At 73.3% G+C, this 21,419-nt stretch carries 17 protein-coding genes; 11 read left to right on the forward strand and 6 right to left on the reverse strand.

What is annotated here, in order from left to right:
• The first annotated feature begins 147 nt into the window (after window positions 1-147).
• Both uvrA and ABWI07_RS38855 read left to right on the forward strand, forming a co-directional pair.
• Entirely contained in the window at window positions 148-2,985 is a 2,838-nt protein-coding gene (gene uvrA, locus ABWI07_RS38850; protein WP_353821595.1) for an excinuclease ABC subunit UvrA, read from the forward strand.
• Window positions 2,986-3,038: 53 nt separating this feature from the next.
• A complete protein-coding gene (locus ABWI07_RS38855) occupies window positions 3,039-3,479 on the forward strand; it encodes a Rieske (2Fe-2S) protein (protein ID WP_353821596.1) in 441 nt (146 codons plus the stop codon).
• 49 nt (window positions 3,480-3,528) lie between these two features.
• On the opposite strand, the gene ABWI07_RS38860 is transcribed toward ABWI07_RS38855, so the two are convergent.
• The gene (locus ABWI07_RS38860; RefSeq protein WP_235036642.1) at window positions 3,529-4,698 is read right to left on the reverse strand and encodes a mechanosensitive ion channel family protein; all 1,170 of its coding nucleotides are present in this window, start codon (window positions 4,696-4,698) and stop codon (window positions 3,529-3,531) included.
• A 171-nt stretch (window positions 4,699-4,869) separates the two neighbouring features.
• Between ABWI07_RS38860 and uvrC the strand changes: the two genes are divergently transcribed.
• From uvrC to whiA, 4 genes are all read left to right on the forward strand, one after another.
• Window positions 4,870-6,861: an excinuclease ABC subunit UvrC gene (uvrC, locus tag ABWI07_RS38865; protein ID WP_353821597.1), complete on the forward strand. Its 1,992-nt coding sequence runs from the start codon at window positions 4,870-4,872 to the stop codon at window positions 6,859-6,861.
• Window positions 6,858-7,736, forward strand: a complete 879-nt coding sequence (gene rapZ, locus ABWI07_RS38870) for an RNase adapter RapZ (RefSeq protein WP_149258123.1) — start codon at window positions 6,858-6,860, stop codon at window positions 7,734-7,736. Before uvrC ends, rapZ begins: the two co-directional genes overlap by 4 nt.
• Before the next feature lie 52 nt (window positions 7,737-7,788).
• Window positions 7,789-8,757, forward strand: coding sequence for a gluconeogenesis factor YvcK family protein (locus ABWI07_RS38875; protein ID WP_149258124.1), 969 nt, complete (start codon window positions 7,789-7,791; stop codon window positions 8,755-8,757).
• A gap of 61 nt (window positions 8,758-8,818) precedes the next feature.
• Complete coding sequence (whiA, locus tag ABWI07_RS38880; RefSeq protein ID WP_149258125.1) at window positions 8,819-9,799, forward strand: DNA-binding protein WhiA; 981 nt, start codon at window positions 8,819-8,821, stop codon at window positions 9,797-9,799.
• Between the two features lie 462 nt (window positions 9,800-10,261).
• Here the strand turns inward: whiA and ABWI07_RS38885 are convergent, their stop codons facing one another.
• From ABWI07_RS38885 to ABWI07_RS38900, 4 genes are all read right to left on the reverse strand, one after another.
• Complete coding sequence (locus ABWI07_RS38885; RefSeq protein ID WP_149258126.1) at window positions 10,262-12,124, reverse strand: heparinase II/III domain-containing protein; 1,863 nt, start codon at window positions 12,122-12,124, stop codon at window positions 10,262-10,264.
• A 75-nt stretch (window positions 12,125-12,199) separates the two neighbouring features.
• A complete protein-coding gene (locus tag ABWI07_RS38890) occupies window positions 12,200-13,408 on the reverse strand; it encodes a hypothetical protein (RefSeq protein ID WP_149258127.1) in 1,209 nt (402 codons plus the stop codon).
• Window positions 13,398-14,678 (reverse strand): hypothetical protein, encoded by a 1,281-nt coding sequence (locus ABWI07_RS38895; RefSeq protein WP_353821598.1) that lies wholly within the window; start codon window positions 14,676-14,678, stop codon window positions 13,398-13,400. The genes ABWI07_RS38890 and ABWI07_RS38895 overlap by 11 nt, the downstream gene beginning before the upstream one ends.
• A complete protein-coding gene (locus ABWI07_RS38900; RefSeq protein WP_353821599.1) occupies window positions 14,675-15,406 on the reverse strand; it encodes a hypothetical protein in 732 nt (243 codons plus the stop codon). Before ABWI07_RS38900 ends, ABWI07_RS38895 begins: the two co-directional genes overlap by 4 nt.
• Window positions 15,407-15,629: 223 nt before the next feature.
• Between ABWI07_RS38900 and gap the strand changes: the two genes are divergently transcribed.
• The 5 genes from gap to ABWI07_RS38925 all read left to right on the forward strand — a co-directional run bounded on the left by gap (window position 15,630) and on the right by ABWI07_RS38925 (window position 19,581).
• The gene (gene gap, locus ABWI07_RS38905) at window positions 15,630-16,634 is read left to right on the forward strand and encodes a type I glyceraldehyde-3-phosphate dehydrogenase (protein ID WP_353821600.1); all 1,005 of its coding nucleotides are present in this window, start codon (window positions 15,630-15,632) and stop codon (window positions 16,632-16,634) included.
• Window positions 16,635-16,708: 74 nt separating this feature from the next.
• Window positions 16,709-17,941 carry a phosphoglycerate kinase gene (locus tag ABWI07_RS38910; RefSeq protein ID WP_149258130.1) on the forward strand — a complete coding sequence of 411 codons (1,233 nt, stop codon included), beginning with the start codon at window positions 16,709-16,711 and terminating at the stop codon, window positions 17,939-17,941.
• 3 nt (window positions 17,942-17,944) lie between these two features.
• On the forward strand, window positions 17,945-18,745 hold the full coding sequence (gene tpiA / locus ABWI07_RS38915; RefSeq protein WP_353821601.1) for a triose-phosphate isomerase: 801 nt from the start codon (window positions 17,945-17,947) through the stop codon (window positions 18,743-18,745).
• Between the two features lie 140 nt (window positions 18,746-18,885).
• A complete protein-coding gene (secG, locus tag ABWI07_RS38920; protein WP_149258132.1) occupies window positions 18,886-19,128 on the forward strand; it encodes a preprotein translocase subunit SecG in 243 nt (80 codons plus the stop codon).
• 81 nt (window positions 19,129-19,209) lie between these two features.
• The gene (locus ABWI07_RS38925) at window positions 19,210-19,581 is read left to right on the forward strand and encodes an RNA polymerase-binding protein RbpA (RefSeq protein WP_149258133.1); all 372 of its coding nucleotides are present in this window, start codon (window positions 19,210-19,212) and stop codon (window positions 19,579-19,581) included.
• A gap of 86 nt (window positions 19,582-19,667) precedes the next feature.
• Here the strand turns inward: ABWI07_RS38925 and ABWI07_RS38930 are convergent, their stop codons facing one another.
• Window positions 19,668-21,275 (reverse strand): substrate-binding and VWA domain-containing protein, encoded by a 1,608-nt coding sequence (locus ABWI07_RS38930; RefSeq protein WP_353821602.1) that lies wholly within the window; start codon window positions 21,273-21,275, stop codon window positions 19,668-19,670.
• Window positions 21,276-21,419 lie beyond the last annotated feature (144 nt).

A 21,419-nucleotide genomic window follows, 5' to 3' on the forward strand; every position in this document is an offset into this window, starting at 1 on the left:
CGCTCGGACGGCCGGGTAGCGTCATGAAATGCAGCGGCGCGCGCCGCTGTTGAGAACTCGGGGCATCCTGTCGCACCCCGTGGCTAGCCTTGATACCGAGCCGTATCCGCAGATCGCCGCGCCCAGAAGAGGAACCGGAAGTACGCCGTGCATGACCGACTCATCGTGCGTGGAGCGCGCGAGCACAACCTGAAGGACGTCTCGCTCGACCTCCCGCGGGACGCCATGATCGTGTTCACCGGTCTGTCCGGTTCGGGGAAGTCCAGCCTGGCCTTCGACACGATCTTCGCCGAGGGGCAGCGCCGGTACGTGGAGTCGCTGTCCGCCTACGCCCGGCAGTTCCTCGGGCAGATGGACAAACCCGACGTCGACTTCATCGAGGGCCTGTCGCCCGCGGTCTCGATCGACCAGAAGTCCACCAGCAAGAACCCCCGGTCCACGGTCGGGACGATCACCGAGGTCTACGACTACCTGCGGCTGCTCTACGCGCGGATCGGGCACCCGCACTGCCCCGAGTGCGGCCGGCCGATCAGCCGGCAGGCGCCGCAGCAGATCGTCGACCGGGTGCTGGAGCTGGAGCAGGGCACCCGGTTCCAGGTGCTGGCGCCGGTGATCCGCGGCCGCAAGGGCGAGTACCTGGAGCTGTTCCGCGAGCTGCAGTCCAAGGGGTACTCGCGGGCGCTGGTCGACGGGCAGATGATCCGCCTGGACGAGCCGCCCAAGCTGAAGAAGCAGGAGAAGCACGACATCTCCGTCGTGGTCGACCGGCTATCGGTGAAGGACTCGGCCCGGCAGCGGCTCGCCGACTCGGTGGAGACGGCGCTCGGCCTGGCGGGCGGCACGATCGTCCTCGACTTCGTCGACCTCCCCGAGGACGACGAGCACCGCACCCGGATGTACTCCGAGCACCTCTACTGCCCCTACGACGACCTGTCGTTCGAGGAGCTCGAGCCGCGATCCTTCTCGTTCAACTCGCCTTACGGCGCCTGCCCCGACTGCACCGGGCTCGGGACGCGCATGGAGGTCGACCCCGAGCTCGTCGTCCCCGACGGGGAGCTGACGCTGGGCGAGGGCGCGATCCAGCCGTGGTCCAACGGACACGTGAGCGACTACTTCCTGCGGCTGCTGTCGGCCCTGGGCGACGCCATGGGCTTCGACCTGAACACCCCGTGGGACAAGCTGCCCGCCAAGGCGCGCAAGGCCGTCCTGAACGGCCACGAGACGCAGGTCCACGTCCGCTACAAGAACCGCTACGGCCGGACGAGGTCCTACTACACGGCCTACGAGGGCGTCGTCCCCTACATCCAGCGGCGGCACGCCGAGTCCGAGAGCGACTCCAGCCGGGAGCGGTTCGAGGGCTACATGCGCGAGATCCCGTGCCCGACGTGCGAGGGCGCCCGGCTCAAGCCGGTCGTGCTCGCGGTCACCATGGGCGGGATGTCGATCGCCGAGGTCGCCGCTATGCCGATCGGCGAGGCCGCGAAGTTCCTGCTCGCGCTCGAGCTGAACGAGCGCGAGCGGCACATCGCCGAGCGCGTCCTCAAGGAGGTCAACGCCCGGCTCGGCTTCCTGCTGGACGTCGGCCTCGACTACCTCACCCTCGACCGGGCGTCGGCCACGCTCGCCGGCGGCGAGGCGCAGCGCATCCGGCTGGCGACGCAGATCGGCTCCGGCCTGGTCGGTGTCCTTTACGTCCTTGACGAGCCGTCCATCGGCCTGCACCAGCGCGACAACCACCGGCTGCTGGAGACGCTGCTCCGGCTGCGCGACATGGGCAACACCCTGATCGTCGTCGAGCACGACGAGGACACCATCGCCGCCGCCGACTGGATCGTCGACATCGGCCCGCGCGCGGGCGAGCACGGCGGCGAGATCGTCGTCTCCGGCACGGTCGAGGACCTCAAGAAGTCCGAGCGCTCGCTGACCGGCGCCTACCTGGACGGGCGCCGCGAGATCGCCGTCCCGCAGATCCGGCGGCCGCGCACCAAGGGCCGCGAGGTGACGGTCAAGGGCGCCCAGCAGAACAACCTCCGCGGCGTGGACGTCGCGTTCCCGCTCGGCGTCCTCACCGCCGTGACCGGAGTGTCGGGGTCCGGCAAGTCGACGCTGGTCAACGACATCCTCTACAACTCGCTGGCGAAGAAGCTGAACGGGGCGAAGACCGTCCCGGGCAAGCACAAGCGCGTCAACGGCGTCGACCAGCTCGACAAGGTCGTGCACGTCGACCAGTCGCCGATCGGCCGCACCCCGCGGTCCAACCCGGCCACCTACACCGGCGTGTTCGACCACATCCGCAAGCTGTTCGCGCAGACCACCGAGGCGAAGGTGCGCGGCTACCAGCCCGGCCGGTTCTCCTTCAACGTCAAGGGCGGCCGCTGCGAGAACTGCTCCGGCGACGGCACCATCAAGATCGAGATGAACTTCCTGCCGGACGTCTACGTCCCGTGCGAGGTCTGCCACGGCGCCCGCTACAACCGGGAGACCCTGGAGGTCCACTACAAGGGCAAGACGATCTCCGAGGTGCTCGACATGCCGATCGAGCAGGCCACCGAGTTCTTCGAGCCGATCACGGCGATCCACCGGCACCTGAAGACGCTGAACGACGTCGGCCTCGGCTACGTGCGGCTCGGCCAGCCCGCCCCGACCCTGTCCGGCGGCGAGGCCCAGCGCGTCAAGCTGGCCTCCGAGCTCCAGAAGCGCTCCACCGGCCGCACCGTCTACGTGCTGGACGAGCCGACCACGGGCCTGCACTTCGAGGACATCCGCAAGCTCCTCGGCGTGCTGAACGGCCTGGTCGACAAGGGCAACACCGTCATCGTCATCGAGCACAACCTCGACGTCGTCAAGACCGCCGACTGGATCATCGACATGGGCCCCGAGGGCGGTTCCCGCGGCGGCACGGTCGTCGCCACCGGCACCCCCGAGGACGTCGCCGAGGTCGAGGCCAGCCACACCGGCCAGTTCCTCAAGAAGATCCTCGGATAGCCGCCGGGCCGGGCCGGTGCGGAGCGGTCGGACCCGTCCACCAAGATGGAGCCATGGGAGATGAAGTGACGCCCGGGGCCCCAGCGGCCGCCGGGGGCGGGGGAGTCGGCCGGCGCGCGGTGCTGTGCGGGGCCGGAGCCGTGGGCGCCGCGGCGCTCGCCGGATGCGCGTCCGGCGGCGGGGAGAAGTCCGCCGCGGACCTCAAGGGCAAGGAGATCGCGAAGGCCGCCGACGTCCCGGTCGGGGGCGGCAAGGTCAACGCGGCCGAGAAGGTCGTGGTGACCCAGCCGACCCAGGGCGCCTTCAAGGCGTTCACGGCGGTGTGCACCCACCAGGGCTGCACGGTCGGCGGGGTGTCGAACGGAGTGATCAAGTGCCCCTGCCACGGCAGCGAGTTCAGGATCGCCGACGGGTCGGTGCAGAAGGGCCCCGCGACGAAGCCGCTCAAGGAGTACCCCGTCCAGGCCAAGGGCGGCGGCATCGTCGTCGCCTGAGCACGGCGTCGCCTGAGCACGTCGTCGCCTGAGCACGGGTCCGGGCGGCTCACGCCCGCCTGAGCGACTTCGCGCGCGCCGGGCCGTCCTCGCGGGGGACGGCCCGCGCGCCGTCCGCGTGCCGCCCCTCCGCGACCTCCTCCTCGGTGGCCGGCGCCCGGTCGTCCAGCGCCGTCCCGGTGCCGTCCGCGACGGGCTCGGGGCCGATGCGGAGCCGGGGGAGGGCCTCCGGATGGCGGTCGCGGATGTAGGAGACCAGGTGCTCGCGCACGTCGCAGCGCAAATCCCAGGTGCTCGCCGAGTCGGCGGCGCTCATCAGCGCGCGGACCGTGACGAGGCCGCTCGGCAGCACGTCCACCACCTGCAGCATCCACTCCCGCCGGTCCCACAGCGGGTTCTCCTTCAGCGCCGTGTACAGCTCGGCGCGCAGCTCCTCCACCGGGACCGTCCAGTCCACGTGGAGCTCGACCGAGCCGAGCAGGCGGCTGGAGTGCCGGGTCCAGTTCTCGAACGGCTGCTCGGTGAAGTGCGAAACCGGGAAGATCATGCGCCGGTCGTCCCAGAGCTGCAGGACGACGTAGGACAGCGTCAGCTCCTCGACCCGGCCCCAGATCCCCTGCGTGACGACGACGTCGTCCAGGCGCAGCGCGTCGCTGAACGCCAGCTGGAGCCCGGCCAGCAGGTTGCCGAGGGTGGGCCGCGCCGCGATGCCCACCACCAGGCCGGCGACGCCCGCCGAGGCCAGCACCCCGGCGCCGACCGCGCGCACGGCGGGGAAGGTGAACAGCGCCGCGCCGACGGCGAGCACCACGATGATCATGGCCGCGATGCGGCGCAGCAGCAGCATCTGCGTGCGGGCCCGCCTGGCCCGCCGGTTGCGGTCGCCCTCGACGCGCATCAGCCGCGCCAGCGGCGGGTCGCTCAGCGCGTAGGCGATCCGCAGCACCAGCCAGGTTGAGGCGCCGATCGCCGCGATCCGCATCGCGTGCCGTACCACGTCCTCGGCGTGCCCGCCGATGACCTGGTACGGCATCGCGGTGCTGGAGCTGACGACCACCGCGAACGCGAACGCGGGCGCGGTGCAGCGCCGGGCGACCCGGCCCGCCCCCGGCCAGCGGTGCGACAGCCGGCCCGCGACGAGCCGGCGACCCCCCTCCACGACGATCACGGACGTCCCGACCACGGCGGCCAGGATGATCCATGCCCAGAGTGCGGACACGTCCGGAACGACCCCCTTCGAAGATCAGCGACCCGTTTGACCCTCCCTTTCCGGTGGATTTGCGAACATCCGGGCATCGGGGAGAGATCTACGTCACCCTCCGGGAAGCCGCGGAGCGGGCCCGGCTCGCGGGGGCACGGCGTGTCGGTGCCGCCCATTAGGCTTTCGAACGTGGCAGATCCGGCGACCTACCGACCCGCACCCGGCTCCATCCCGGAATCCCCGGGGGTGTACCGGTTCCGCGACGAGCACGGCCGGGTCATCTACGTGGGCAAGGCGAAGAACCTGCGCTCGCGGCTGAACTCCTACTTCGCCGACTTCTCCGCCCTGCACCCCCGCACCCAGACGATGGTGCAGACCGCCGCCCGCGTCGACTGGACGGTCGTCGGTACCGAGGTCGAGGCCCTCCAGCTGGAGTACTCCTGGATCAAGGAGTTCGACCCAAGGTTCAACGTCCGCTACCGCGACGACAAGTCCTATCCCTATCTCGCCGTCACCCTGAACGAGGAGTTTCCGAGGGTGATGGTGATGCGGGGAGCCAAGCGCAAGGGCGTGCGCTACTTCGGGCCGTACTCCCACGCGTGGGCGATCCGGGAGACGGTCGACCAGCTGCTGCGCGTGTTCCCCGTCCGGACGTGCAGCGCCGGCGTGTTCAAGCGGCAGCACCAGCTCGACCGGCCCTGCCTGCTCGGCTACATCGGCAAGTGCTCGGCGCCGTGCGTCGGCCGCGTCTCGCCCGACGAGCACCGCCTGCTCGCCGAGGACTTCTGCGACTTCATGGCCGGGAACACCACCCGGTTCATCAAGCGCCTCGAACGCGACATGCGCGAGGCCGCCGCCTCCCAGGAGTACGAGCGCGCCGCCCGCCTCCGCGACGACATCCGCGCCCTGGAGCGCGCGCTGGAGAAGCAGGCGGTCGTGCTGCCCGACCGCACCGACTGCGACATGATCGCCTTCGCCGAGGACGAGCTGGAGGCGGCCGTCCAGGTGTTCTACGTGCGCGGCGGGCGCATCCGCGGGCAGCGCGGCTGGGTCGTCGACAAGGTCGAGGACGTGACCACCGCCGACCTCGTCGAGCACTTCCTCATCCAGATCTACGGCGAGAGCGAGTCGGTGCCCCGCGAGGTCTGCGTCCCGGCCCTGCCGCCCGAGGAGGACGCCATGGCCGAGCTGCTGGCGGAGCAGCGCGGCGGGCCCGTCCGGCTGCGCGTCCCGCAGCGCGGCGACAAGCGCGCCCTGCTGGAGACGGTCGCGCGCAACGCCCACGAGGCGCTCAAGCAGCACAAGACGCGCCGCGCGTCCGACCTCACCACCCGCAGCCGCGCCCTGCAGGAGATCCAGGAGGCCCTGGAGCTCGACGACGCGCCCCTGCGGATCGAGTGCTACGACGTGTCCAACCTGCAGGGCACCGATGTGGTCGCGTCGATGGTCGTGTTCGAGGACGGCCTGGCCCGCAAGAGCGAGTACCGCCGGTTCACGATCAAGGGCGTGGAGGGGCAGGACGACGTCCGCTCCATCCACGAGGTCATCACCCGCCGGTTCAGGCGCTACCTCGCCGAGAGCGAGAAGACCGGCGAGCTCGACGCCCTCGGCGACCCGGAGGAGGACGGCGCGCACCAGCCGATCGACCCGGAGACCGGCAGGCCGCGCAAGTTCGCCTACCCGCCGAACCTGGTGCTCGTCGACGGCGGCCCGCCGCAGGTCGCGGCCGCGCAGCGCGCCCTCGACGAGCTCGGCGTCGACGACATCGCGGTGTGCGGGATCGCCAAGCGGCTGGAGGAGCTCTGGCTCCCCGGCGAGGCCGACCCGGTCATCCTGCCGCGCAACAGCGAGGGCATGTTCCTCGTCCAGCGGGTCCGCGACGAGGCGCACCGCTTCGCCATCACCTTCCACCGGCAGCGGCGGTCCAGGTCCATGACGGTCAGCGAACTCGATAACGTTCCGGGTCTGGGCCCGGCGCGCCGCGCGGCGCTGCTGAAACACTTCGGTTCGCTGAAGCGGCTGAAGGACGCGACGCCCGAGCAGGTCGCCGAGGTCCCGGGCATCGGCATGCGCAGCGCCGAGAGCATCGTGGCGGCGCTGCACGGCGGGGCCGCCCCGGCGGGCGGCGCGGGCGAGGAACCCGGCGGGGACGGCGGGGAGCACAGGGGGAGACGGGCATGACCAGCGAGACCAAGATTCCGGACATCGTCATCGTCACCGGCATGTCCGGGGCGGGCCGCAGCACCGCGGCCAAGTCGCTGGAGGACCTCGACTGGTTCGTGGTCGACAACCTGCCGCCCGGGCTGCTCGCCACGATGGCCGACCTCGGCGGCCGGGTGAAGGACGCGGTGCCGCGCATCGCCGTCGTCGTCGACGTCCGCAGCCGCGCGTTCACCGACGACCTGCACTCCTCGATCGCCGAGCTGGAGGCCCGCGGGGTCCACCCGCGCGTGGTGTTCCTGGAGGCCGGCGACGCCGACCTCGTGCGCCGGTTCGAGAGCGTCCGCCGCCCCCACCCGCTGCAGGGCGACGGCCGCCTGGTGGACGGCATCGCCCGCGAGCGCGAGCTGGTCCGGGAGGTCCGCGCCGAGGCCGACCTGGTGATCGACACCAGCGGCCTCAACGTGCACGAGCTGCGCAACAAGATCATCGGCTTCTTCGGGAACGACAGCGGCGAGTCCAGCCTGCGCGCCACCGTCGTGTCGTTCGGCTACAAGTACGGCCTGCCGGTCGACGCCGACCTCGTCGTCGACTGCCGGTTCCTGCCGAACCCGCACTGGGTGCCGGAGCTGCGGCCGAAGACGGGCCGCGACGGCGCCGTGCGCGACTACGTCCTCGGCCAGCGCGGCGCCAAGGAGTTCCTGGACGCCTATGCCGAGGTGCTGCGGCTCCTCGCGGACGGGTATGAACGCGAGGGCAAGCACTACGTGACGCTCGCCGTGGGATGTACCGGCGGAAAACACCGTAGTGTTGCCATGGCGGAACAGATCGCCGCCCGGCTGCGGGACGAGGGCATCGAGGTGCAGGTCGCCCATCGTGACCTCGGCCGCGAATGACGGCCCGCGCCGGGACCCGGCGAGGGTCCCGGACGAGGAGAGTAACGGCACGGTGAAGCCCCTCGGCCCGAAGGTCGTCGCGCTCGGCGGGGGCCACGGCCTCTACGCGTCGCTGTCGGCGCTGCGCCGGGTCACCGACCGGCTGACCGCGATCGTCACCGTCGCCGACGACGGCGGCTCCAGCGGCCGGCTGCGCCGCGAACTCGGCGTGCTGCCGCCCGGCGACCTGCGGATGGCGCTCGCCGCCCTCTGCGGCGACGACGAATGGGGGCAGACCTGGCGCGACGTCGTCCAGCACCGCTTCCGCGACGAGGGCGACCTGCAGGGCCACGCCGTCGGCAACCTGCTCATCGTCGCGCTGTGGGAGCTGTTCGGCGGCGACGGCGCCTCGCCGGGCTCCACCGTCGCCGGGCTCGACTGGGTCGGCCGGCTGCTCGGCGCGCACGGCCGCGTGCTGCCGATGGCGGCCATCCCCATGGACATCGTCGCCGAGGTCCGCGGCGCCGACCCGGCCAGGCCCGACGAGATCACCCATGTCAAGGGGCAGGTGGCGTGCGCCAAGACGCCCGGCAGCGTCCTCGGGGTGTCGCTCGTGCCCGCCGACCCGCCCGCCTGCCCGGAGACCCTCGCCGCCGTCGACGACGCCGACTGGATCGTGTTCGGCCCCGGCTCCTGGTTCACCAGCGTCCTGCCGCACCTGAAGGTGCCCGCGCTGGCGCGCGCCCTCACCACCTCCCGCGCGCGCCGCGTCGTCGCGCTGAACCTCGCGCCGCAGCCCGGCGAGACCGACGACTTCTCGCCGCAGACGCACCTGGAGGTCCTGCAGGCGCATGCGCCCGACCTGCGCGTGGACGTCGTCCTCGCCGACCGCGGGGTGGTGGACGACCCGGACGCCCTCGACAAGGCCGTCCAGGACCTCGGCGGCCGCCTCGTGCTCGCCGACGTCGCCGCCGACGACGGCTCGCCGCGTCATGAACCCGCCCGTCTGGCCCAAGCCTTCGACAAGATATTCACCGAGTGACGACCGGTGGGGCCGGAATCGGCCACACTGCTGGAAGTCCGATAGGGGGAGGGTTCATCAGATGGCGATGACCGGTGTGGTCAAGGACGAGCTGAGCAGGCTCACGGTGCTGAAGCCGTGCTGCCGCAAGGCCGAGGTCTCGACGCTGCTGCGGTTCGCGGGCGGCCTGCACCTGGTCAGCGGCCGCATCGTGATCGAGGCCGAGATCGACACCGGCGTGGCGGCCCGGCGGCTGATCAAGGACATCGCGGAGGTGTTCGGGCACACCTCCGAGGTCGTCGTGCTCGCGCCGAGCGGCCTGCGCAAGGGCAACCGCTACGTCGTGCGCGTCTTCCGGGACGGCGAGTCGCTCGCCCGGCAGACCGGCCTCATTGACAACAACGGCCGGCCCGTCCGGGGCCTGCCCCGGCACGTGGTCGCGGGCGCCGCCTGCGACGCCGAGTCGGCCTGGCGCGGCGCGTTCCTCGCGCACGGCTCCCTCACCGAGCCCGGCCGCTCCATGTCGCTGGAGGTGACCTGCCCCGGCCCCGAGGCGGCCCTCGCCCTCGTCGGCGCCGCCCGCCGCCTGAAGATCCACGCCAAGGCCCGCGAGGTCCGCGGCGTCGACCGCGTCGTCGTCCGCGACGGCGACGCGATCAGCGCGCTGCTCACCCGGCTCGGCGCCCACGACAGCGTCCTCGCCTGGGAGGAGCGCCGGATGCGCCGCGAGGTCCGCGCCACCGCCAACCGGCTCGCCAACTTCGACGACGCCAACCTGCGCCGCTCCGCCCGCGCCGCCGTAGCCGCCGGCGCCCGCGTCGCCCGCGCCCTGGAGATCCTCGGCGACGACGCCCCCGAGCACCTCGTCAACGCCGGCCGCCTCCGCCTGGAGCACAAGCAGGCATCCCTGGAGGAACTCGGCCAGCTCGCCGACCCGCCCCTCACCAAGGACGCCATCGCCGGCCGCATCCGCCGCCTCCTCGCCATGGCCGACAAGCGCGCCGGCGACCAGGGCATCCCCGGCACCGAGGCGAACCTCACGGCGGACATGCTCGCGCAGTAGTCAATTGGGGGGGCGACCCCCCATACCCCCCGTCACGACGCAGGCGATCCTCACGCCGCCGTTGCGGCCTACTGTGCCCGTGACGGCCGGTGTGGCGTCGCTGCGGTCGCCTGCGTCGGCGGGCATGCGCGTTGCGCTCGCTGCGCTCGCTCCACGCGCCTGCCCGCGCAGTGGTTTTCTGGGGGGCGACCCCCCAATCCCCCCGTTGCGAGCCGGGCGATCCTCACGCCACGGTTCTGGTGTGTTGTGCCCGTGCAGGTTTCGTCGTGGCGCTGCGGTCGCCCGGCTCGGCGGGTCGGGCGACCTCCAGGCGCCCAGATCGCCTTCCGGCCGCCCGACCCGCGCCTCGGCTCAGGTCCACTCCAAGAGTGTTATGGCGTGGCCCGTCGTAGAGCGTCACAACGTGGCACGTTCTAGAGCGTCGCAACGTGGCCCGTCCTGGAGCGTTGGGTGTGGGTTTGCTCAGGGGAGGCGGTGGAGGGTTCCGTCTGGGGACGCCTCGAAGGTCAGGGTGTGGGCTGGGAACGTCGCCTCTACGTGGAGGGTGCCGTTTGGGAGTGTTCTGGTCTGGAGTTTTGGGGGTTCCTGGCCGCGGACGGGGGCTATCAGGGTCAGGATGCGGGCTGGTTGGGTGCCGGTGCGGGTGGTGAAGGACACCACTGGGGCGGGGGAGCGCTTGCGGGCGGCGGGGGCGATCCAGCCCTGTGGCGGGTCGAGGGCGCCTCGGACGATTTTGGTCTCTCCTCGGGGCGTGCCGGGGAGGGGGAGTCGCATGAAGTGGACGCGGACGTGGCCGGCGGTGGCTACGGCGCCGGTACCTTCCGGGGCGGCGGTGAACGCCGGCGGTAGGTGCCACAGTTGCTCTACCGGGTGGCGGACGGCGGAGCGCACCTCGTCCAGCACCACGAGGGCGTCGGGGTCGGACGCGGCCAGCACCGAGCGGGTCCGGGTCGTGCCGGCGAAGGCGGTGTCGGAGAACCGGAACGTGTCGGCGCCGCGCCGGAAGGCGTGCGCGACCAGGGCCGTCGGCGCGCTGTCGCGGAACGGGACGCCCCGCACCACGAGCGTGTTCTGCGCCTCCGGCGAGGCCAGCCATCTCCGCCAGGACGGGGCGCTGTAGCCGATGTGGCCGCTGGGAACGAGGACGTCCCGGCCGAGCGCGTGGAAGGTCAGCGCCATGTGGTCGTTCTGCCCGTGCGCGTAGCGGCCCGGGCCGAAGCGCGCGGTGTAGGACATCTCCTCGGTGAACGGGCGGCCCTCCCGTCCCCATCCGGACCGGCCCATGACGTACCCGGCGCGGTAGACCCGCGCCCGCTCCTCGGGCGGGGCGCCCTCCGCGCCCCGCGTCGCCATGTACCTGATCGGGCCCGCTCCGGGGGAGTCGATCCCGGACGCCCTGGCCGCGTACGACTCGCCGATCTGGAGCAGGTCCCCGCCGGGCGTGATCTGGAACGCGATGAACTCGTCCAGCAGCCGGAGCCGGCGGGCGAGTTCGGTGGGGACGGAGCGGCGGCACGCGCGCACCACCCGGAACGCGAGGCGCCACCGGGCCCGGTTGTACACGGCGTAGTGCGCGGACTGCTCGTTTCCGGCGCCCTCCTCGTCGATGGCCGGGCGCGCGTCACCGGGCGGGGCGAGGCTCGCGTCGAGCAGGCGCCGGTAGCCGAGTCGGGCGAGGTCCTCCCGGCCGATGCCGCAGCCCGCCGTCATGAGCGCCATCGACTCGTCGGTGCCGTGGTTCCAGGGGCCCGAGTAGTGCTCGGGGCGGGCCAGCCACCCCGCGTGGTCGGCGATCGCCTCGTCCAGCCACCGTCCGGGCAGGTGCCGGCGGAGGCAGACGAGGGTGGCGAGGCGGAACTTGGCGGCCTCGGCGACCGCCTCGCGCCGGTGCGCGTCGAACCGTTCGGGGCCGGTGTTGCCGGCGAGCCAGTCCCGCGCGATGCTCGCGGCCGTCTCCAGCGCGGCGCGGTCGCCCGTCCGCTCGAACTGCCTGATGAGGCCGCCGAGCCATTCGAGCGAGTGGAACCAGAGCTGCCACGACCGGTCGCCGTACGGGTCGAGGCCCCAGTCCACGTGCGTTCCGCGGGCGACGCGGACGGGGGCGCTGCCCGGCGCGGCGAACCGGCCCGCGCGCACCTGCGCCGCGGGGTTCAGCCTGTCGAGGCCGTTGTAGCCGAGGCATACGGCCTTGGGCGCCGCGGCGCGGGCCTTCACCGGCACGACGGGCGCGGGCGGCGAGGCGGCGCCTTGGCAGCCGGTCGCCAAGGACAGCAGCAGCGCGGCGCCGGACGCGCCGCGGGCTCTTCTGGAAGGCCGATGGACCACAGTCCAACCACACACGCGACGCGCCCTTGCGGCGGTCCGCCGCCGGTGAAGGGCCGGTAAACATTGGGCGACGGGTCAGCGCGGGGCGTTGTCGCCGCGCAGCACGCGCTGGACGAGGTCGTCGCGGAGTTGGCCGTAGCCGGTCTCGGCCCAGACGCTCCGGGACGGGTCGGCCTCGTAGTAGGGGACCTCCCGGCCGTCGCGGGTGTCGGTGAGGACCTCTGGGGGGCGCTTCTCGCGGGCTGCGCGGGCGCAGGGGCGGCACGTGCGGACGCTCAGCCGTTTGCGGGAGCCGAGGGGGCGCCAGTCGAGGTCGCTTGTGGCGTCGCCGTGGAGCGGGTTGAAGAAGCACAGCGGGACCGGGGGGATCTCGGGACGCCCCTTCGCGACGGCCTGCGCGGAGGCGAGGGCGTCGCGGCCCTGGTCGAGCAGGACCAGGACGCCGGCCAGGTCGGGGACGCCGCGTGCCGCGTCGAGCGTCTTCCCGGCGGCCTGGTAGGCGTCCAGGGCGCGGGCCATCAGCGCGCGGGTCCGCTCGCCCGAGGTCGGGACGGTGCTCTCGTCCAGCAGCTCCCCGAACGCGATGACCTCGCGGGACGCCTGCTCGCGGAGCTGGTCCTCGGTGGCGCGGTTCGCCGTGGCGAACACGGTGCGGGGCATCAGCAGGCCCTCGCCCTCGCGGCGGACGGAGGCCATCCGCCTGCGCCGCCACAGCAGGAACCCGGCGACGCCGGCCACGGCGACGCCCGCCGCGCCCGCTCCGACGGGCAGCGCGAGCCCGCCCCCGTCCCCGCCGCGCTCGGGCCGGGGGGTGCCGTGCCGGGCGTTGTAGCGCTTGTCGATCTCGGCGGAGACCCGGTCGTACTCCTGCTGGCCGGTGCCGGAGACGATGAGGTCGGCGATGCGGGACAGCCGGGCGGCGAGCGGCGCGTCGTCCATGGCGCGGTCCAGCGCGACCGCCCAGGCGGCGCGGTCGGCCCGGTGGTCGCCGCCCCATTCGCGCGCCTTCAGGTCCCCGCTGTCGTCGTCGAGGGTGATGAAGATCCCGTCGCGGCCGAGGCGGTCGTGGACGACGGTCGCGAGCTGCTCGGCGTCCGTCCACGTGCCGCCCTTGACCAGGGGCACCAGCACGACGTAGACCGGCGCGGGCGCCTTGCGGAACTTGGCGATGAGCGCGCGACGCTCCGCCGGGGGCAGCGCGGAGGCCAGGGAGGGGTCGACGTGGATCGGGGAGCGCCGCAGAGCGGCGGCCAGCCGTTCGCCGGGGGACGGTTCAGTCGACACCGAGGTACCTCATCACACGGGGGAGGAAGGTCTTGCCGCGGGCGCCCCACGCCGTGTCGCGCCACACGCCCGGGACGAGGGTGTGCGGGCGGCGCCCGTCCGGTTCCGGGATCCGCAGGAGGCGCCGCTCGTCCAGGCCGCCCCGCTCGGCGAGCCGCCGGCAGTCCTCGCAGAGCGGGAGCTGCTTGGGCAGGGCGCCGTCCCTCATGTCCAGCTTCGGGACGCGCCTGCGCACGACCGACCCGCCGTGCAGCGGGTTCACCAGGCACGGGGGCGGCGGGGACTCGGCGTCGCGGGTGAGGGCGACGCGTCCCTGGCGGGCCAGGACGATCGCGCCGACCAGATCGATCGCCTTGGAGTCGTCGTCCTTGGCGTCGTCGTACAGGATCTGGGCGGCGTCGTAGGCGGAGACGGCGTAGGGGCGTCCCCGCTCGGCTCCGGTCGTGGTGAGCAGGCGGCGAAGCGCCCCGAGGTCCTTCGCCCCGTGGCGGTGGAGCCAGCGCACGCTCGGTTCGGTGCGCGCCGGGGCCTGCCGTCCGGCCTTCCGCCGTACGGGGGAGCGCGACCGCCCGCCCCGGCGCAGCGCCAGGACGCCGAGGCCCAGCCAGTACAGCACGGCGGCGCCCGCCGGCCCCGCCAGCAGGAGGCCGGTCAGCAGCGGGGCCTTGATCTCGGGCTCGGCGGGCGTGAGCGCGTTCTCCTGCCCGAACGGGTCCGGGCTGGAGTACAACGTCGGCAGGGTGGGGGACGCCGAGGGCGCGGCCGCGTAGCCGTCCAGCCGCCGGACGATCCGGTCGGCGAGCCCGGCGAAGGGGCGCTCGTGGTCGCGGGGCGCCGCGTCCCCCGGCTCCTCGTCCAGCGGGGAGGGGCCCCGGCGCGGCACGTTGAACGCCTCGGACTCCAGTCGGCCGTGCGCATCGGCCATCACGTAGAGGCCGTCGCGCCGCGACCGCTCGTGCAGCATGAACAGGAACGCGTCGTCGCGGCCCTGCGCCTCCGACTCGCCGGGGTTCGGGATCACCACCACGTACGCCGGTGTGCCGAGCCGCCTCGCCGCCGTGCCGACGGCCGTGCGGAGCCGGGCGCGGTCGGCCTCGCCGAGCGCCTGCGCGACGTCGGGGTCGACGAAGAGCGGATCCTTGGCGAGCGCGGCGCCCACCCGGTCGAGCCGGTGGTAGGCGTGCGGGGGCGGTCCGTCCGCAGCTGCCGTACCTGGCCGCGCCGCGAGAACGAGGGCGAGGGCGGTGAGCACCGCCGGGACCCGCCTCATCGGCGCGCCTTCGCGGCGTTCTTCCTCGGCGGCCTCTGGGGCCGCCCGGCGCGCAGGACGCGGCGGCGGACCAGCAGTCCGAGGATCGATCCCCCGCTCAGCGCGGCGCCGCCGGCGAACGCGCTCCACTCGACGCGGGCCGCGCGCCGGTCCGCCGCGTCGTCGGCGTCCAGCGCTTCGCGGACCTTCGACTTCGGCGCCGGACGCGGATGGTCGCGGCGCTCCCTCGCGTGTCCGGACAAGGCGATGTCCACGAACCGGGCGATCACGTCCGGCGCGCTCGCGTCGTAGGCGGTCTCGAAGTCCGCCGCCTGCCAGGCGTCCTCCAGCGGCAGGCGGCGGGCGCCGCCGAACTGCCGGACCTCTCCGTCGCCGCCGGACGGGGCGACCACGATGTAGATCCCGTCCTTGCGCAGGCGGTCGCGGAGCAGCGCCGCGAGTGAGTCGGCGGGGTTCTCCTGGCCGACTCCCACGGTCGGCGTCACCGCCACGTACGCGGGTGCGCCGAGCCGGGCGACGGACGCCCTGATCCGGGCGGCGGCGTCGGGGGGCAGCACGCGGGGCGCGTGGTCGGTGACGTACACGGGATCGCGCCGGAGCGCGGCGGCGATGGCGTCGGCGCGGCCCACCGGTTCGGCGCGTGCCGGCGGGGGTGCCGCACCGGCCGGGCGGGCGAGCAGGACGGCCCCCACCAGCCCCGCCATGAGAACCGACCACCCTCGCCACATGGCCCCGGAGTGTAGTGATGATCGTGCTGTGCGAGGAAAGCCGCACCGGGGCGGGCGATCCCCCGACCGGGGGAAGCCGGGCTCACCCGTGAATCCCACGAAACCGGTGTCCGGCTACCCGCGGGTCATTGGATAGGGTCTGAGGTGGGGATCAACCCCGGATCGACCGTAGGTAACAGCCCGGCTGGCACCGGGCGATACGACGTACGAGGAGAGCCGTTCCGTGACCATCCGAGTAGGCATCAACGGGTTCGGCCGGATCGGCCGCAACTTCTACCGCGCGGTGAAGGCGTCCGGGGCCGACATCGAGGTCGTGGCGGTCAACGACCTGACGGACAACGCCACCCTCGCCCAGTTGCTGAAGTACGACAGCATCCTCGGCCGCTTCCCCGAGGACGTGCGCGCCACCGAGAACGAGATCGTCGTGGGCGGCAAGGCCATCAAGGCCTTCGAGGAGCGCGACCCCGCGAACCTCAAGTGGAGCGAGGTCGGCGCCGACATCGTCGTGGAGTCCACCGGCTTCTTCACCGACGCCGACAAGGCCCGGGTGCACGCCGACAACGGCGCCAAGAAGGTGATCATCTCGGCGCCGGCCAAGAACGAGGACCTCACCGTCGTCCTCGGCGTCAACGAGGACAAGTACGACCCGGCGAACCACACGGTGATCTCCAACGCGTCCTGCACCACCAACTGCCTGGCCCCGCTGGCCAAGGTGCTGCACGACAGCTTCGTCATCGAGAAGGGCCTGATGACGACGATCCACGCCTACACGCAGGACCAGAACCTGCAGGACGCCCCGCACAAGGACCTGCGCCGCGCCCGCGCCGCCGCGCTGAACGTGGTGCCCACCTCCACCGGCGCCGCCAAGGCGATCGGCCTGGTGCTGCCGGAGCTGAAGGGCAAGCTCGACGGCTACGCCCTGCGCGTCCCGGTGCCGACGGGCTCGGCCACCGACCTCACCGCCGAGCTGTCCCGCGAGGTGACGGTCGAGGAGGTCAACGAGGCGTTCAAGGCCGCCGCCGAGGGCCCGCTGAAGGGCTACCTCACCTACACCGAGGACCCGATCGTCTCCAGCGACATCGTCACCGACCCGGCGTCCTGCATCTTCGACTCCGGCCTGACCAAGGTCATCGGCGACCAGGTGAAGGTCGTCGGCTGGTACGACAACGAGTGGGGCTACTCCAACCGCCTCGTCGACCTCGTCAAGCTCGTCGGCTCGCAGCTGTAACCGAAGCCGCCACCGCCGTGGCCGCGCGACGCGCGGCCACGGCGCGGCCGTGTACGGAAGGACACCGCATCCCGATGCGCACCATTGACGATCTCGACGTCGCCGGCCGGCGCGTCCTGCTGCGGGCGGACCTCAACGTCCCGCTGGAGGGCTCTGACCCCCCTCCGGGGGGTGTGGGGGGTCGTCCCCCCACAACGATGCAGATCACCGACGACGGGCGGATCCGGGCCAGCCTGCCGACGATCGAGGCGCTGCGGGCCCGGGGCGCCAAGGTCATCGTCTGCGCCCACCTCGGCCGCCCCAAGGGGGAGGTCAAGCCCGAGTTCTCGCTCGCGCCGGTCGCCGCCCGCCTGGGCGAGCTGCTGGGCGCGGAGGTGGCGTTCGCCTCCGACGTCGTCGGCGAGTCGGCCCAGGCCGTCGCGGGCGGCCTCGCGGACGGCGGCGTCGCCCTGCTGGAGAACCTGCGCTTCGAGCCGGGCGAGACCAGCAAGGACGACGCCGAGCGCGGCGCCCTCGCCGACCGGCTGGCCGCCCTCGCCGAGGTCTACGTCGGGGACGGCTTCGGCGCCGTGCACCGCAAGCACGCGTCGGTCTACGACGTGCCGAAGCGGCTCCCGCACGCCGCGGGCGGGCTGATCGCCGCCGAGGTCGAGGTGCTGCGCAAGCTCACCGAGGACGTCGCGCGCCCCTACGCGGTCGCGCTCGGCGGGTCCAAGGTGTCCGACAAGCTCGGGGTCATCGACAACCTGCTCGGCAAGGCCGACCGCATCCTGATCGGCGGCGGCATGGTGTTCACCTTCCTCAAGGCGCAGGGCCACGAGGTCGGCAAGAGCCTCCTGGAGGAGGACCAGCTCGGCACCGTCCGCGAGTACCTGCGGCGGGCCGAGGAGTCCGGCGTCGAGTTCGTGCTGCCGGTCGACATCGTCGCGGCCGCCGCGTTCGCCGCCGACGCCGACCACGACGTGGTCCCCGCCGACGCGATCCCGGCCGACCGGCTGGGCCTGGACATCGGGCCCGAGTCCGGCAAGCTGTTCGCCTCCCGCCTCGCCGACGCCAGGACGGTGTTCTGGAACGGCCCCATGGGCGTGTTCGAGATGGAGCCCTACTCGCACGGCACCCGCGCCGTCGCGCAGGGCCTCATCGACTCCGGCGCGTTCACCGTGGTCGGCGGCGGCGACTCCGCCGCGGCCGTCCGGCGGCTCGGCTTCGACGAGGCGGCCTTCTCCCACATCTCGACCGGCGGCGGCGCCAGCCTGGAGTACCTCGAAGGCAAGACGCTGCCCGGCCTGCAAGCCCTGGAGGACTGACCGATGGCCCCCGCGACCCCGCAGACCGGCCGCAAGCCGCTCATGGCCGGCAACTGGAAGATGAACAACAACCACCTCGAGGCGATCGCGCTCGTCCAGAAGATGGCGTTCGCGCTCAAGGACGCCGACCACGACGCCGTCGACGTCGCCGTGATCCCGCCGTTCACGGCGCTGCGCTCGGTGCAGACGCTGATCGAGGCCGACAAGTACGCGATCCAGTACGGCGCGCAGGACGTCTCCCAGCACGCGTCCGGCGCCTACACCGGCGAGATCTCCGCGGCGATGCTCGCCAAGCTCGGCTGCACCTACGCCGTCGTCGGGCACTCCGAGCGGCGCCAGTACCACGCCGAGGACGACGCGGTCGTCAACGCCAAGGCCAAGGCCGCCCTCGCCGCCGACCTCACCCCGATCCTGTGCGTCGGCGAGGGCCTGGAGGTCCGCAAGGCCGGCGAGCACGTCCCGCACGTCCTCGCGCAGGTCGACGGCGGGCTGGAGAAGATCCCCGCCGACCAGGTGCGGCGCACCGTGATCGCCTACGAGCCGGTCTGGGCGATCGGCACCGGCGAGGTCGCCACCCCGCAGGACGCGCAGGAGGTCTGCGCCGCCATCCGTACGCGGCTCGCCGAGCTGTACGACGGCGGAGTGGCCGACGAGGCGCGTATCCTGTACGGCGGCTCGGTCAAGGGCGGCAACGTCGCCGGGATCATGGCGCAGGCCGATGTGGACGGCGCCTTGGTCGGTGGTGCCAGCCTGGACCCGGGCGAGTTCGTCAAAATCTGCCGGTACCGGGATCTGCCGGTCTGATCAAAACTGATCAATTCCGTGTGAACCAGGGGTTCTTGCCGAACCAGCGAAGACTTCGTCGTACCCTTCGTAGCTGACGGGTAAACGCCCGGTCCGGCCCGACCCTCCGTCCTGAACTACAGACAAGGCGCTGAAGAAACGTGATCATCGCAACGTCCATCGTGCTCATCGTCACGAGCCTGCTGATGGTGGTCCTCGTCCTGATGCACAAGGGCAAGGGCGGCGGCCTGTCCGACATGTTCGGCGGCGGCGTCTCGTCGTCCCTCGGAGGGTCCTCGGTGGTCGAGCGCAACCTCGACCGGCTGACCATCGGCGTCGGCGTGGTCTGGTTCGCCGCGGTCATCGTGCTCGGACTGCTGTTCAAGCACAAGGGCGTCGGCTGAGCCGCCCGTTCAACACATGCGAGCGCCGCGCCGTCCTCGAAGGTCACGGGCGGCGGCGGAACACCAAGCGAGGAGTAATCCGTGGGTAGTGGCAACGCGATTCGGGGCAGCCGTGTCGGGGCCGGTCCGATGGGAGAGGCGGAGCGCGGCGACGCCGCCCCCCGCGTCTGGGTGACCTTCTACTGCGCCAACCGGCACGAGACCCGCCCCAGCTTCGCGACGGACGTCGCGGTGCCCGAGACGTGGGACTGCCCGCGCTGCGGGTTCCCCGCCGGCCAGGACTCCGAGAACCCCCCGGCCCCGCCGAAGACGGAGCCCTACAAGACCCACCTCGCGTACGTGAAGGAGCGGCGCAGCGACGAGGACGGCGAGGCCATCCTCGAGGAGGCGCTCGCCAAGCTCCGGCAGAAGCGCGCCGCCGTCAAGCAGGCCATGGAGGCCGCGGCCCGCTGACGCCGGCCGCAGCGGCACCCGTGCGGCCCGGCCCCGGAGAGGGGCCGGGCCACACGTCTTTCCGGACCGGGGCCGCTCCCGCGGAGTCAGCAGTGCGGCGCGCAGAGGCGGCGGGCGGTGGCCTGCCCGAAGATCCGCAGGATGTCCTGCGGGGCGTGCGCGGTGTAGACGCTGCCGCCGGTCGCGTCCGCGATCCCGCGCAGTTCGGCGGTGTCCACGTCCGGGCCGAACCCGACCACGATGATCTGCACCGGCCGGGCCGGGTCGCGCTCCGCGCGCAGGGCCGCCAGCGTCGCGGGGAGCGTCGGGCCGTCCGGGTCGTCGTCACGGCCGTCGGTGAACACCAGCACGGTGTTGACCATCTCCGGCCGGTACGTGCGGCGCATGTACCGGACGGCGGCCAGCAGCGTGTCGTACAGGCCCGTGCCGCCGTCCGGCCGCGGGCGCAGCGCCGCCAGCGCGCCGAGGATCCGCTGCCGGCGGGTCGCGGACCCGATCCGGCCTCCGAGCGGGCCCATCGGCACGTTCTCGTGCCAGTCCCGGACGCCGTCCAGCCGCGTCGAGAAGATCCACTGGGCGAGCTCGGTGTCGTCCGGCTGGAGCGCGAGGCCCTGCCGCGACGCCTGCGCGATCGCCTGCATCCGGGTGAGGCCGGTGCCGGGCACGCGCTGCGCCATCGACCCGGACACGTCGATCAGCGACAGCATCCGCGAGGCGAGCGCCAGCCGCGCCCACGCCTGCGCGACCCGCTCGACGTCGGCTCCCGCCGGGGCGGGCAGCTCCGGCGGACGCGCCGCCGCCACGCCGGCGGCCTCGGCGAACGCCGCGGGAGGGGCTCCGTCCGGGTCCCGGAAGCCGCGGGACCGGAACGCCTCGCGGGCGGCGCCGGACCGCAGCGCCCGCGCGAACAGCCGCGCGGCCGGATCGGCGGACGGCAGCGTGACCGGATAGTCCAGGAAGAGGGTGCCGTCGGGCGGGTAGACGGCCTCCGCCGGCTCGGACGGGTCCGCGCGGTCGTGCGCCCACACGGCCTGCTCCGACGTCACCAGGACGGGGACGCGGCCGGACTCGCGGCGGGCGAGGGCGGAGAACTGCGCCGAGGCGTCGGGCGCGACGTGCTGGCGCACGTCCCGCGCGAACGCCGCGAACGGCGCGGACGCCTTCCCGTACCGTGCGTCGACCATGAGCAGCGACGCCAGGCCCGTGCCGGTGCGCGCCGGGTCGGCCACCGTCAGCCGGAACGACCGGGACTCCCGCGTCCCGGGCACGGCCGCGTCCAGCACCTTCCGCCACGGCCCGGCCGCGCGGCCGGCCTCGGCGCGGGGCAGCGCCGCCACCAGCGGGGAGCGGGCGAGGGACCCGGCGGCGGGCGGCGGCGCCTCCAGCAGGCGCAGCCACAGCGACGAGTCGGGGATCCACACGTCCGGGCGGCGGACGCCCGCGCCGGGCGGGATCTCGCCCGCCAGCAGCGCCCGCACTCCGGCGGGGCCCGCCGCCCGCACGGCGACCCGCACGCAGCGGCCCCGGACCCGGTGCCCCCGGCGGTTGAACTCGGCGCCCACCGCCGAGACCGCCCCGGCGATCTCGGGCGCGGCGGCGACGTCGAGCCCCCGCACGGGTCCGGAGCAGCCCGGGGTCTCCGACAGCGCGTACACCGAGGTGCCGAGCACGGCCGCGACGACCGCCCCGCTCACCGCCGCGCCCGCCGTCACCGCGCGCCGGCGCCCCCGCCGGCCGGTCCCTCGATGCGCTCCGCCCACGTCCGACCTCGACTCCCCGCCGACCCTGGCTCCCGCACCGGCGGCGACTCGCGCGGCCGGCCTCTGTGAGCCGCCCAT

This window comes from Actinomadura sp. NPDC000600 (assembly GCF_040492135.1).
Taxonomy (GTDB): Bacteria; Actinomycetota; Actinomycetes; order Streptosporangiales; family Streptosporangiaceae; genus Spirillospora.